General features: G+C 47.1%; 12 protein-coding genes. 9 read left to right on the top strand and 3 right to left on the bottom strand.

The genetic code is table 11. From position 1 onward, the window contains the following. The first annotated feature begins 25 nt into the window (after positions 1–25). Positions 26–538 (top strand): peroxiredoxin, encoded by a 513-nt coding sequence (locus tag BUR42_RS06880; protein ID WP_234979619.1) that lies wholly within the window; start codon positions 26–28, stop codon positions 536–538. A gap of 114 nt (positions 539–652) precedes the next feature. Next, positions 653–2,257 (top strand): arylsulfatase, encoded by a 1,605-nt coding sequence (locus BUR42_RS06875; protein WP_074238517.1) that lies wholly within the window; start codon positions 653–655, stop codon positions 2,255–2,257. A gap of 56 nt (positions 2,258–2,313) precedes the next feature. Here BUR42_RS06875 and pruA read toward each other — a convergent pair whose 3' ends face one another. Together pruA and prfB are read right to left on the bottom strand one after the other, a co-directional pair. Further along, the gene (gene pruA, locus BUR42_RS06870; RefSeq protein WP_074238516.1) at positions 2,314–3,945 is read right to left on the bottom strand and encodes an L-glutamate gamma-semialdehyde dehydrogenase; all 1,632 of its coding nucleotides are present in this window, start codon (positions 3,943–3,945) and stop codon (positions 2,314–2,316) included. A gap of 45 nt (positions 3,946–3,990) precedes the next feature. Then, positions 3,991–5,086 (bottom strand): peptide chain release factor 2 gene (gene prfB, locus BUR42_RS06865; RefSeq protein WP_143197363.1). Its coding sequence is split into 2 segments (ribosomal slippage): positions 3,991–5,025 and positions 5,027–5,086, totalling 1,095 coding nucleotides; the frame shifts between segments, so codons are not numbered across the junction. A gap of 96 nt (positions 5,087–5,182) precedes the next feature. Here prfB and BUR42_RS06860 point away from each other — a divergent pair. Both BUR42_RS06860 and pgi read left to right on the top strand, forming a co-directional pair. Further along, positions 5,183–5,983: a tryptophan-rich sensory protein gene (locus BUR42_RS06860; protein ID WP_084185442.1), complete on the top strand. Its 801-nt coding sequence runs from the start codon at positions 5,183–5,185 to the stop codon at positions 5,981–5,983. A gap of 33 nt (positions 5,984–6,016) precedes the next feature. Continuing rightward, positions 6,017–7,645 (top strand): glucose-6-phosphate isomerase, encoded by a 1,629-nt coding sequence (pgi, locus tag BUR42_RS06855; protein ID WP_074238515.1) that lies wholly within the window; start codon positions 6,017–6,019, stop codon positions 7,643–7,645. Between the two features lie 119 nt (positions 7,646–7,764). Here the strand turns inward: pgi and BUR42_RS06850 are convergent, their stop codons facing one another. Continuing rightward, positions 7,765–9,372 (bottom strand): hypothetical protein, encoded by a 1,608-nt coding sequence (locus BUR42_RS06850; protein WP_074238514.1) that lies wholly within the window; start codon positions 9,370–9,372, stop codon positions 7,765–7,767. 162 nt (positions 9,373–9,534) lie between these two features. Between BUR42_RS06850 and BUR42_RS06845 the strand changes: the two genes are divergently transcribed. The 5 genes from BUR42_RS06845 (at position 9,535) to BUR42_RS06825 (ending at position 14,191) form a co-directional block, all read left to right on the top strand. Further along, positions 9,535–11,592, top strand: coding sequence for a TonB-dependent receptor plug domain-containing protein (locus BUR42_RS06845; RefSeq protein ID WP_074238513.1), 2,058 nt, complete (start codon positions 9,535–9,537; stop codon positions 11,590–11,592). Positions 11,593–11,601: 9 nt separating this feature from the next. Continuing rightward, on the top strand, positions 11,602–12,180 hold the full coding sequence (locus BUR42_RS06840; RefSeq protein WP_074238512.1) for an HmuY family protein: 579 nt from the start codon (positions 11,602–11,604) through the stop codon (positions 12,178–12,180). Positions 12,181–12,188: 8 nt separating this feature from the next. Then, positions 12,189–13,118 carry a DUF6607 family protein gene (locus tag BUR42_RS06835; RefSeq protein WP_074238511.1) on the top strand — a complete coding sequence of 310 codons (930 nt, stop codon included), beginning with the start codon at positions 12,189–12,191 and terminating at the stop codon, positions 13,116–13,118. Positions 13,119–13,245: 127 nt separating this feature from the next. Continuing rightward, on the top strand, positions 13,246–13,545 hold the full coding sequence (gene trxA, locus BUR42_RS06830) for a thioredoxin (RefSeq protein ID WP_074240481.1): 300 nt from the start codon (positions 13,246–13,248) through the stop codon (positions 13,543–13,545). A 19-nt stretch (positions 13,546–13,564) separates the two neighbouring features. After that, positions 13,565–14,191, top strand: coding sequence for a hypothetical protein (locus BUR42_RS06825; protein ID WP_074238510.1), 627 nt, complete (start codon positions 13,565–13,567; stop codon positions 14,189–14,191). The last annotated feature ends 13 nt before the right edge of the window (positions 14,192–14,204 follow it).

The following is a 14,204-nucleotide window of genomic DNA, read 5'->3' as shown; positions in this document are numbered from 1 at the left end:
CTTTGATACTACAATATCAAACATCATGAAACTCATAAAAATTATGCTCCTCACCCTGGCAATCTTCGGATTTGGTTCTGCTGCCAAATCCCAGGTCAAGAACGGCGAAAAGATACCCGACTTTGAATTGAAAGATCAGAACGGGAATAATTTCAAATTGTCTTCCGCATTGGCGAAAGGCCCGGCAGTTATTTACTTCTATCCGAAAGATGATACGCCCGGATGTACAAAAGAAGCCTGTTCTTTCCGGGATTCGTTTGCGCAATTCACAGATAAAGGTGTGCAGGTGATCGGGATCAGTTCAGACAATGTAGCTTCTCATAAGAAGTTTGCGGAAAAATATCATCTGCCTTTTACCTTGCTCAGTGATGAGAAGAATGAAGTGCGGAAGTTGTTTGGCGTGCCTAAGACCATGATGATGCCGGGGCGTGTTACTTATGTGCTGGACAAGAATGGTACGGTTGTACATCAGTTCAACTCTATGACGCAGGCTACGCAACATGTGGAAGAGGCTATTGCGGCTATTAAGAAGATATGATCAACAAGGAAAATAAGAAGGGCGCTCTTTGCGGAGCGCCCTTTTTTTATGCAACTGGTTTGAGTATATTTAAACTATTAAGCAGAAACCACGTCCAACGTTAAATTAAAAAGAATGACCAGGTTGACCTTCCTTTTATTTGCCTGTGGTGTGATCACAACGGGAACTACTACAGCACAGAAGCGCCCTAATATTATCGTTATCATGGCAGATGATCTTGGTTTTGCTGACCTGGGATGTTACGGTAGTGAAATACCCACACCTAACCTGGATGCGCTTGCAAAAAATGGTGTGCGGCTGACCAATTTTTACAATACGGCCCGCTGTTGTCCTTCGCGGGCCGCACTGCTTACAGGGATCTATCCGCACCAGGCCGGTGTGGGACATATGATGGAAGATAAAGGCCCGGAGCATCCTGCTTACCGTGGGCGGTTGAATAACAATAATGTTACTATAGGTGAGGTGATGAAAAATGCCGGGTATTTTACAGCCATGGTGGGTAAATGGCACGTAGGGCAAGCCCAGGGCGTAGTACCCTGGAAGCGGGGATTTGACAGATCGCTCAGTGCGCCGGCAGGAGGTTTTTATTATGGTGATCACCCCAATGCAAAACTTTTCCTGAACGGGGACCGCTTGCCGAATGATGCTGCTGTATTACCTCAAAACTGGTATAGCACAGATCTATGGTCCGATTACAGTTTGCGGTTCATAGATGAAGCGTTACAGGAACAAAAGCCTTTTATGGTCTACCTGGCATACAATGCACCTCATTTTCCGCTGCAGGCACCCCTGGATGAAATTGAAAAGTTCAGAAAGAAATACCTGGAGGGATGGGAAAAACTACGGGAGCAACGATATAAAAAACAGCTTACTCTTGGATTGCTCGAGCCATCGGCTAAACTAACGCCTTTTAATCCAAATGTTCCGGATTGGGATAAGCTCAGCCCGCAGGAGAAGGAAAAGTTTGATCATATCATGGCGATATACGCGGCGGTTATAGCTCATATGGATAAGAGCATCGGGGACCTGGTAGCTGGTTTAAAAAAGAGGAATGTGTTTGATAATACTGTACTCCTCTTTGTATCAGACAATGGTGGTAATGCTGAACCAGGAGCGGAAGCAAGATACGATGGCGCTATACCCGGTTCTTCCCGGTCCGGCGTGTTCCTTGGGCAGGGATGGGCAGAGGCTTCCTGTACACCGTTCTGGGGATATAAACATCAGACGCATGAAGGCGGAATTTCCTCTCCCTGTATTATTTCCTGGCCCGCCGGGATACCAGTTTCCAGGAATGGTGCTTTTGAACGGCAGCCGGCACATATCACTGATATTATGGCTACATTGGTGGATTTAGGTAAAACGCAATACCCTTCAACATTTGGCGGCAACTCCATTCAACCTTTAGAGGGAACCAGCATGGTGCCTGCCTTTGCAGGAAAAAAAATAAACAGGGTAAACCCGATCTTCTGGGAACATGAAGGAAACAAGGCCGTACTGGATGGCAAATGGAAACTGGTTGCAGAACATACAGAACAATGGCAGTTGTATGATATTGAGAATGACCGGTCGGAACTTCATGATCTTTCTTCGGCACAGCCGGAGATTGCCGGCAGATTGAAAAGTGCATACGAAAAATGGTATCAAAAAGTAAACGCAGAGCCCTTTAAACGAACGTTTAAATGGTTCTATAACTACACAGATGCTAAATCAGATCTTTAATAAAAAAGCAGTTCCGGGAATGGAACTGCTTTTTTGTTTTATGTAGCTTAATAAACTTATGCTTCGTTCAGGAAAGGATACCTGTAGTCTGTTGGCGGAACCAGTGTTTCTTTCACTGTTCTCGCACTCAGCCAGCGATATAGGTTCAGCTGTGAACCTGCTTTATCATTGGTGCCGGATGCACGGGCACCTCCAAAGGGTTGCTGACCAACTACAGCTCCTGTTGGTTTATCGTTGAGGTAGAAGTTCCCTGCCGCATTCACCAGCTTTTTAGCAGCCAGTTCCAGTGCGTAACGGTCCTGCGCCAATACAGCTCCTGTGAGCGCATAGGTACTGGTGCTGTCTACCAGGGTCAAAGCCTCTTCATATTTCTCTGCATCGTATACATATACGGTGAGTACGGGGCCAAAGATCTCTTCGCACATGGTAGTGTATAAAGGATCAGTGGTTTCGATCACAGTTGGTTCGATGAAGTAACCTTCTGTTTTATTGTAGTTACCGCCAGCAATGATCTTAGCTTTTGCATCGTTCTTCGCATTATCGATATACTTAGCGATCTTATCAAAAGAACGTTCGTCGATCACGGCATTGATGAAGTTGGAGAAGTCCTCGGTAGTACCCATTTTCATGGTCTTGAGGGCTGCAGCCAGTTTGGTTTTGATCTCTTCTGCAATATTGCTGGGCAGGTAAGCGCGGGAAGCAGCAGAGCATTTCTGGCCCTGGTACTCAAAGGCGCCTCTTGCGAGAGCGGTAACAACAGCATCTACATCAGCAGACTTGTGAGCGATCACAAAATCCTTACCACCGGTCTCTCCTACTATGCGTGGGTATGTTTTGTATTTGTGAATGTTGTTGCCAATGGTTTTCCACATGGTTTGGAATACACCGGTAGAGCCGGTGAAGTGGATCCCGGCAAAATCAGGATGTGCGAAACATACATCACCGATGGTTGGTCCATCTGCATAAACGAGATTGATCACCCCATCCGGCAAGCCGGCCTCAATGAGTACCTTCATGAAAAGGCTGGCGTGAAATACCTGTGTATTAGCTGGTTTCCATACCACCACGTTACCACACATGGCAGCAGAAGTAGGCAGGTTACCACCGATAGCGGAGAAGTTGAATGGCGTTACAGCCAGTACGAAACCTTCCAGGGGGCGGTATTCCAGCCTGTTGTGCACACCAGGTGAACTGATGGGTTGCTGGCGGTAGATCTCAGTAAGATAATGTACGTTGAAGCGCAGGAAGTCTATGAGTTCGCAGGCGCTGTCTATTTCAGCCTGGTAGGCATTTTTGCTCTGGCCCAACATGGTAGCGGCATTGGTATGCGCGCGGTATTTGGTGGCCAGCAGTTCTGCTGCTTTGAGGAAGATGGCTGCGCGATGCTCCCAGGGAGTATCTGCCCATTGCTGGCGTGCAGCCAGTGCGGCGTTGATAGCATCTGTAACATGACTGGCATTACCGGAGTGGAAATGACCCAGTTTATGTTTGATCTCATGTGGAGGACGAATGTCTACCGTTTTACCGGTACGTACTTCTTTTCCACCGATGTACATGGGAATGTCCTGCTCAACAGCCTTATATGCGGCCAGTTGTTTTTTAAGTGCTGCTCTTTCCGGGGATCCCGGAGCGAAGCTCATAACCGGTTCATTGCTTGGTGCTGCAAAGTCAAAATAAGCGTTATGCATGGCTTAGATTGTTGTTGTTTGTTATAAATATGGTTGGTGTTCGGATCAACCTTTCTCTTCTTCTTTCTGCATCATCAGGTACGCTTTGATGAATCCATCCAGCTCACCATCCATTACCGGGCCGATATTTCCTACTTCGTATTCGGTGCGGTGATCTTTGATCATTTTGTATGGATGGAAAACATAAGAGCGGATCTGCGAACCCCATTCGATCTTGCGTTTATTTGCATTCGAGGCATTCTTCAGTTCTTCGCGCTTGCGGATCTCTTCTTCATACAACCTGGACTTCAACATGGTCAGTGCCTTGGTACGGTTCTCCCCTTGTGTACGTGCCTGCTGGCATTCGATGATAATACCGGAAGGAATGTGTTTCAGGCGAACGGCGGTTTCCACCTTGTTCACGTTCTGACCACCTTTACCACCTGAACGGTAGAATTCCCATTCCAGGTCGGCAGGGTTAACAGCTACTTCGATGGTATCATCTACGAGCGGGTATACGAATACAGAGGCAAAAGAGGTGTGGCGGCGGGCGTTGGAATCAAATGGAGAGATGCGCACCAGACGGTGAACACCACTTTCGGCTTTCAACAGGCCGTAAGCAAATTCCCCGTCGAACTCCAGTGTGGCAGATTTAATGCCTGCACCGTCTCCGTATTGCACATCGATCTCGCTGACTTTCCAACCCTGCTTTTCACCGTACATACGGTACATGCGGAGAAGGATCTCTGCCCAGTCCTGGCTTTCCGTACCACCGGCTCCGGAATTGATGGTGAGAACACCCGGCATTTCATCTTCCGGCTGATTGAGGGTGCTTTTGAACTCCAGCTCATCCAATGCCGCGGTGGCATTATCATAAGCTGCTTTCACTTCTTCCTCAGTTGCTTCACCTTCTTTTTGGAATTCCAGCAGAACGGCGCTGTCTTCAATGGCGTCCTTTACCTGGTTGTAAAGGTCCACCCAGAATTTGTTCACCTTAATTTCTTTCAGGATAGCCGTCGCCCTTTCGTTATCATCCCAGAATCCCGGGGCGAGGGTCATCTGCTTATCATTTTCTATTTTGTCTATGCGGTCCTGTACGTTAAAGAAAACCTCCCAGGACGTACAGACGGTCCCTCATAGCCTTCAATTGTTCTATTGTCATAAGTCCGCAAAGATAAATTAATATTCAGTAAATACGAAACAGCAATATCGCCTAATTATGGTTAGATTTTTGCGGTTCAATTTCAAACCAAATGTTATGGAAACCCGTCAGAGCGTTGGCCATTACCGTCAGCAAGCTATCTTCAATATCCTGGCCCTGCTCATTGTGATAGGTGTGAATGCCATGGCCAATTTGTCTCAATTGAACGGTAAGACCACCGGTGAGGTCTCCGGTCAGTATCCCAACCTATTTGTACCGGCGGGATTTACTTTTTCTATCTGGAGCATTATTTACCTGGGCCTGCTGGGTTTTGCGGCCTACCAGTACCGGCTGGCATTCTTCAAAGGGCATACCATAGAGTTACAGGCCTTTATGGTAAGGATGAAAGGATGGTTCCTGCTCAGCTGCCTGGCTAATGCCTGCTGGCTGTTTGCCTGGCATTACAATATGATCTTCCTTTCCTTCTGCTGTATGCTGTTGCTGCTGGCCAGCCTGATCATGATCCACCGTAAATTCCGTATAGGCCACCCGGGAGCATTTACGCCGGAGAAGGTGTTCATTCATTTTCCGTTCGGCATCTACCTGGGATGGATCAGCATTGCCACCATTGCTAATCTCACGGCTTTACTGGTAGCCTGGAACATCCCCTTTCCACAGGTCTCCTGGACGATTGTGATGATGGGATTGGGTACCCTGCTGGGAGTGCTGATGGTTTTCCGGTACAACAATGTGTATTATGCGCTTGTATGTATCTGGGCTTTTTATGGCATTATCGTTAAAAGGGAGTCCATCGGCGGACGGGAATGCGCACCCATCGTAGCTATGGGTACTATTGTTATCGCCGTGTTAGCTTTATCCATTCTCATGCAGTTAGTTAGAAAAAAGATCACTATATAGCTTATTTTTGAGGCACTAATCTAATCAGAAAGTATGTTCCCAACAGTACACCCAACTGCGACCAAGGCCTGGCAACAGTTACAGCAGCACGCAGCAGATATGAAAAAAACGCAGATGCGTTCCCTCTTTGCGGCAGATCCGCAACGCTTCCAATCTTTCTCGCTGCAGTTTGAAGAGATCCTGTTCGATTATTCCAAGAACCTCCTCAATGCCCAAAGCCTGCAACTCCTGCAGGACCTGGCGAAGGAGTGCAAACTGGAAGAAGCCATCAAAGCGATGTTCCGGGGAGAAAAGATCAATGCCACGGAACAGCGGGCTGTACTGCATACCGCATTGCGGAATGTTTCCGGTCAGCCGGTATTGCTGGATGGCAGGGATGTGATGCCGGAAGTGAATGCCGTACTGAAACAGATGGAGGATTGCTGTAACAGGGTCCACAAAGGAGAATGGAAGGGATTTTCGGGTAAACGTATCCGTTATATCGTGAACATCGGTATTGGTGGTTCAGACCTGGGACCTGTAATGGTAACAGAAGCCCTTCGCCCCTACTGGGTTCCCGGTATTCAAACCTATTTTGTGTCCAATGTGGATGGTACGCATATTGCTGAAACGCTGAAGAAAGTAACAGCAGATGAAACCCTCTTCCTCATTGCTTCCAAAACTTTCACCACACAGGAAACTATGACCAATGCACATTCTGCGCGTACCTGGTTCCTGGAGAATGGTGGTTCGGAAAAAGATATTGCCCTGCACTTTGCGGCGCTTTCTACCAACGAAAAAGCGGTGAAGGAGTTTGGTATAGATACAAAGAACATGTTCGCGTTCTGGGACTGGGTTGGAGGACGTTATTCCCTCTGGTCCGCTATCGGCCTTTCTATTGCGCTGACCATCGGGTACAGGAACTTTCACGAACTGCTGGCAGGGGCACATGCTACTGATGAGCATTTCCGGAATACGCCTTTTGAAAAGAACATTCCCGTGATCATGGCATTGATAGGCATCTGGTATGGGAACTTCTTTGATGCGGCATCTGAAGCGATCCTTCCTTACGATCAATATATGCACCGTTTTGCGGCCTATTTCCAACAGGGGAATATGGAGAGCAATGGTAAAAATGTAGACAGGAATGGCAAGCCGGTTGATGTACAAACCGGGCCGGTTGTTTGGGGAGAGCCAGGTACGAATGGGCAGCATGCTTTCTATCAGCTGATCCACCAGGGAACCAAAGTGATCCCCTGCGACTTTATTGCGCCGGCGATCAGTCATAATCCACTGGGGGACCATCATCCTAAATTGCTGTCTAACTTCTTCGCACAAACGGAGGCGTTGATGAATGGGAAAACAGCGGAGGAAGTGAAGGCGGAAGGAACTGCGGAAGAGCTGGTGCCTTTTAAAGTGTTTACCGGTAACAGGCCAACGAATTCTTTCCTGCTGAAAAAAATTACACCACGCTCCCTCGGTTCGCTGATTGCGTTGTATGAACATAAGATATTTGTGCAGGGAGTGATCTGGAATATCTACAGTTTTGACCAGTGGGGTGTGGAATTAGGGAAACAGCTGGCGAATAAGATCCTGCCTGAGTTGAAAGATGATGCAGCGGTTAGTTCGCATGATACTTCAACGAACGGGTTGATCAATGCTTATAAGAAATGGAGAGGGTGATGCCTGCGGACACCCTGCCGTGCCGCAGAGGGCGTTGGGGATTCAAATGGCCTGAAGTTTATTCATATAATTAGAAAACCCCGCCAATCGGCGGGGTTCTTTATTTCAACCAGGTATTGTTACTCGAGTGCCTCTCCCCTTTCCAACTTCTCAATATTCGCCTTCGTATCCGCATTTGGCTCAAGGCCTTTGAGCTTTTCAAATGCAGCCGTAACAGCAGGCGACCAATTTTCCTTACCCCATTTATTCAACACACGCAGGGAAAAATTACGATGCCGGGTTACGCGGCTGTTCAGTGTGGCTATAAGGATAGGTTCTCCTTTTCCGGGATGCCTTTCTAAGAAAGGCAATATGAAATCCAGCGATTGGAATTTGGAATAATTGGGGCCAAGGCCAAGTATATCTTCCGGACCAGTGGCCAGTTCATCCAAAGGAATAGTTTTAACGGCAAGGTCTATAATATCATCCACATGAGGTTCCATGTATTCGTTGAGCACATCATACCACAGCGAACCTTCGTGCGGGCTGGCTAAAAGCCTTTTCCAGTAAACATCCCATACATCCAAACCCAATAAACGGGCAGCCTGCTTTCCACTCCAGTAAGTAGTATTATCTGTGCTGTTCAAAGCTTCCCATGTTTTTTCTTCCCAATCCTGGCGATGCAGGATGGCGGAAATATCTATCAGGCAGTTGGAGATAATATCCTGCGTCCATCCATTCTCAGCATGGTCTGTCATATCATCCTGTATATCCTGTAAGAGGTTAAAGATGCTGCTTAATACTATGTAGTTTCCTACTTCCGTAGCATGTTCCTGGGAATGCCTTGCATATTGTTCAATAACGATGGAAGCAGATGTATAGTTGGAAATATCTTCGGCAGGGCCTCCTGCAATGAGTGCTTCTATGATCTCACCTGCGGAGATGTACATAGCCCTGTCTATTTTCTCCAGGGAAAGTTTTTCATCCAGTTCTCCATGCACGGCACAGGTATAGGCAAGGTATTCGTACATGATGTCGTTCTTATACCCTTCCAGCAGCAGCCAGTCTTTTATAGCAGGTTGTGTGACCATATTGGCGAGCCTGTCTACCGACTGGATCTTTCCCCATCCGTTCACTTTTTTAGAAAGCTCCCAGAGATCCCCTTCCGGATCATCAGACAGGTTGATGATGGCGATGGTGGTATAGAGGGTAAATTCGTCGTGCAGCCCCAGGGTTTTAATTTCATCCAATACATTTTCCCGCTGGCAAACGCCCAGGATGGCAATGCCGAACTTTACGGCATTCCGGTTAGCAGCTTTAAAGGAAAGGTCCTGTGCAAATGGAAATAAATATGGTTCGATGGGAACGCTTAGTTTGCCCATTTCTTCCAGTACCGGATCAATGAGGCTTACGATATTGTCATTATTGGCAATCAGTTCATAGATCTTCAGATCGCTTTTTTTATCCCCGTATTGGGCAAACCGTTTGATGATGGACGCCAGCTCGTTGATCTGAGCGGTGCTTTCTTCTGATTCGCTGTTATTAAATAAGGTATCGCTTAGTCCGGCAGCAAAGCGGAGATCGTTCTCCCCTTTCTTCTCATCGGGCAGTTCCTCGGCAGATTCTTTCAGTTTTCCGCTAGTATCAATATTGCTGCTAATGAACTGATAAATAGACTGTTCATTACGCCATTCCTCAAGAGTAGGTTCTTCGTTCGTATTGAAAATATTCTTTATCCAATCCCTCATACTTAGTGGTCGTTTATACCCAAATATAATGGCCCTGATCCGATTTAAATAATTATTAGCCTGTTAAAGGAAAATGACCTTTTCCGTTTTGCGTAACTCTTTTTCCCGAATACGTAAGAACGGGAAACTTGTCCAGCCTACCTTCGCCGGACAATTCATAACATGCGTAAAATCTACTGGCTTATCATCTGCATTATGCGGACGGGGCTTTGCTTTGCCCAAACGGATTCCGTGAGCAGCAGCAGGGAATTGCAGGAAGTGGTGGTGACCGCTACCCGTAATGAGCAGCTGGTAAATAAAGTGCCTGCTCCTGTTACCGTTATCAATAAACAACAGTTGCAACGCATGGGTGCAGTATTACTGCAGCAGGTGCTGGCAGAGCAAACGGGATTGTTCATTACTTCCAATCACGGTACCGGCGTGCAGATGCAGGGCCTGGAATCTCAATACACGCTCATCCTGCTGGATGGTGAACCGCTGATAGGCCGTACTGCGGGTACTTTGGACCTTTCGCGCATCATGATCAGTAATATTGAAAGGATAGAGATCATCAAAGGCCCTGTTTCTTCCTTATATGGCAGCGATGCCCTGGCGGGTGTGATCAATATCATTACCCGCGGGCAGCAGAAAGAAGCTTTCAGCAGCATCGGCGGCAGGTATGGTTCCAACAGTACTTATAATATAGACGGCGAAACGAGGGTGCCTTATCAGAAAGGGATGTTCACTGCTAATGCCGGTTATATGAACAGCGGAGGGTACACATTGGGAACAGGGAACAGCTCTCCTACCATTGCTCCTTTCAAAGCCCTCACTTTACAATCGTCCTGGCAGCAGCAATGGACCAGCAAATGGCAGACCATCCTGAACGGGCGGTATTACCAGCAACGCTACGATAGTTATTTCCAGGATGCAAACGGTATGGTGGATGATATTGGCAAGGAAAAGGACGCCAACATTTCACTGAACCTGAAGAACACGCCCAATAAGCTTTTCACGCAGGTGTTCAGGATGTATTACTCCTACTACGATACAAAGGAGAACATGGTCTACCAACAGAATAAGGATGTATACGATGCTTCCTTCTTCACACAGCAATACCTGAAACCGGAATACCAGTTCGATTGGCAACTGCATCCAAAACACCAGCTGACAGCTGGCGCAGGGTATGTGCATGAGTCTGTGGAAGCTACCCGTTACGATGATAAAATGGCTTTTAACACCGGTTATATTTTCCTGCAGGAAAACTGGAAACCAACCGATAAATGGAACATCCTCCTGGGCGGGCGTTTTGATATGCATAATCAATATCCTTCCCAGTTCAGCCCCAAGTTATCACTGGCCTATGAATTCCTTCCGCAATGGAGAGTATTAGGTTCTGTTGGCCGCGGATACCGTGCGCCGGACTTCAGGCAGCTCTATCTGCATTTCAATAATGCGGCAGTAGGTTATACAGTTGCAGGTACCAAACTGGCAAAAGAAATACTGCTGGACATGCAGGAGAAGGGGCAGATCAGCCAGCTGAATGTAAACCCGGATGATCTGAAGGAACTGGATGCAGAAAGCTCCTGGTCCTACAACCTGGGCGTGCAGGGCAAAAGCGTAAAGGTCAATGCTTTTTATAATAAAGTAAAGAACCTGATAGATACCAGGGCCATCGCCGAAAAAACAAACGGGCAGCGCGTGTTCAGCTATGTGAATGTAAGGAGCATTACTACTTATGGCGCTGAAGCGGAGTATCATCAACCCATCGGTAAATACTTTCAGGCTTCTGCAGGTTATCAATACCTGCGTACGGCAGACAATGAATTGTTTAAGCAGGTAAAGGAAGGAACAGTATACACCAAAGATAAAAACACCAATGAAACAAGGGCGCTGAAACGCAGTGAATACTTCGGCCTGTTCAACCGCTCTCATCATTCCGCCAATCTTAAGCTCAGCTGGGTCCATGCGCGTTTAGGGCTGGATGCCAATGCACGGGCAATCTACCGGAGTAAATACGGATTTTCAGATGAGAACGGGAACCAAACCCCTGATCTGAACAGCGAATTCGTGAAAGGATATGCTACGGTGAACCTGGCTGCAGCTAAAACTTTGTTTGCGCAGAAATTACGCATACAGGCCACTGTCGAAAATCTTTTTGCACATACGGACGCAGTACATATTCCTACCCTGCCGGGCAGGTTATATACGCTGGGTGTTTATTTTAAATTTCCTCATTAATCAATTTATATGAAAGCAGCACAATTCTTCCAATTCGGCGCAATGGCGCTCTCTGTTACATTCTTTGCCTCTTGCAGTAAAGACGATGCACCTGCGAAACCAACGATCGTATCCACTACCTCCGCTAATATAGATGCAGATGTGGCAGGCACTAACAAATTCACACTGTTCAGCCTGGCAGAAAACAAGGTGATCCCTAATTCGGACTCTGCGACTACAAAATGGGATATCGGTTTCAGGGCTACTACTATCATTGTGAACGGAGGTACCAGCGGCCCCGGTAACGGAGCTGCGCAGGTTCTTGCCGGTGTGTACAACGACCTGAATACAGCTCCGGAAGCAGGTTATGTAACAGATGGTACTACAAAGGCCATCACCGGCTGGTATAACTATAATATGGAAACACATGTGATCTCCCCTGTTACCGGCAAATTCATTGTATTGAAAACAGCCACCGGCAAATATGCCAAACTGGAGATCACCAGCTATTATAAAGATGCGCCTGCGGCACCGTCTGTTACTTCCGTGAGCAGGTTCTATCATTTCAGGTTTGTATTGCAGGCTAACGGCACCCGTAATTTTAAATAAGCTTAATTATGAAAAGACTTTTCTTATTCGCCATGGCTTTTGTTGCGCAGCACAGCATGGCACAGCAGAAACTATCGCAGGATAAAGCAGCCATCAAGAACATGTGCGGCTGCCACGAAGTAACTTTCGAGTATACTGAAACATTCCCTGCGGACAGTACTTATAAACCAAAAGGATACAAAAAGATCACAGATGCGGTAGAGTATATCACCGTAGCAGCAGAAGGTGATAAACGTATTGTATTGCAGCACCTGCTGATAGCTGAGGGCGATGTGATCAAACACTGGACGGAGGATTGGCAATATGAGAACCAGACCCTGCTGGCCTTTGATAAGGATAATACCTGGAAAAAGGTCCAACTGCCGGCCGCACAGGTAAAAGGGCAGTGGACGCAGAAGGTATTTGGTGTGGACGATGAACCCCGTTACGAGGGTTCCGCTACCTGGGTCCATGCAGATGGCCGCCATTACTGGGAAGCGGCCAGCGATGCTCCGCTGCCACGCCGTGAGTACACTACCAGGAATGATTACAATGTACTGCACCGCATCAACCACCATGAGATCACTGCTACCGGTTCCGTGCATGAGCAGGACAATAAAAAAGTAGTAAGAGCAGATGGAAAAGACAAGGTGATCGTACAGGAGAAAGGTGTGAATACCTACGATCGTACTGATGAAAGCAAATGTGCCGCTGCAAAGGCCTGGTGGGAGCAGCATAAACAGTTCTGGGCTTTGGTGCGTAAGTACTGGGATCAACTTTATGCAGCGAATACTTTTGTTACCCTGCAAAAGAAGGTGAACAACGAACCTTTGTATAAGGCCATGAACGCGCTGGAAAAGAAAGCTTTTGATAAAGCGCTTACCGGTGCGGCGCTGGAGAAAGAGATTGCAGCTACCCTGCAGCAGTTTGCGGCGAATAAGGATATGGGATTGAAGTAGTACTATGGCAAAATGCATATATCAAACCGCAGCCATTTTTCTTTTAAACGTAAAGGCAGGCCTCCGGAATTCCGGGGGCTTTTCTTATTATTGGGCACTGAATTTGTGTTCCTTCTATAAAAAAGCCATGGCAACTACCTTCTCAGAAATGATCAACAGCAGTAAACCGGTACTGGTAGACTTCTTTGCCACCTGGTGCGGCCCCTGTAAAACAATGGAGCCTATCCTTAAGAACGTAAAAAGCGAACTGGGAGATGCTGCCAGTATCATCAAAATAGATGTAGACAGGAACCCTGCTGCCGCGCAGGCTTACCAGGTGCAAGGTGTACCCACCCTGATCCTGTTTAAGGAAGGAAAGGTACTGTGGCGGCAATCCGGAGTAATACCCGCTAAACAGTTAGCGGCAATCATCCGCCAATATGCCTGAAAACAGGTATATTTAGTTTATGACAGAACTACCTAAAAAGCAAACTCCGCATTCCGGCAGGAACTGGAAAGAGTATTTAGGCGAAGCGATACTGATCGTATTCAGCGTAGTATTGGCATTATTCCTTACAGAAGAGATCAACAACCGGAAGGAAAGACAACAAACGAATGAGATCATTAAAAACATACAGGAAGAAGTAACCCGCAATAAAAAAGCGGCGGAGGAACAATACCACTACCACCTGCAGGTACTCCGCAACATTGATTCCGCTTTGAAAACACCCGCCTTCCTGCAACAGATCGTTACCAACGGAGAATTTCATTTAAACCTGATTGCAGACCAGGGCGTATTATATCGTTACCTCAACAAACCTGCCTGGGAAGTAGCCAAGAGCCACGACATCCTCTCTAAAATAGATTTTAGTACAGCAGCCCTGCTCACCAGGATATATGATGAGCAGGACCGGATCATGAAGGTAGAGGATGAAATAGCACAGGTGATATTTGACCGGGAATCCCGGAAGCCCACCAATACCAGGGAAACATTGCTCCTGATCAGGGACAATTACCGGGGCTGGGCGGTAGACAGGGTGCCGGTGTTGTTAAGATCATATGAAGAAGCGGTCAAAGACCTGGCGCGATATTAATTTCACATAGCTT

This window comes from Chitinophaga niabensis (assembly GCF_900129465.1).
GTDB lineage: Bacteria > Bacteroidota > Bacteroidia > Chitinophagales > Chitinophagaceae > Chitinophaga > Chitinophaga niabensis.
The sequence above is the reverse complement of the archived record's forward strand: the minus strand, read 5'-3'. Positions and strand labels throughout refer to the sequence as shown.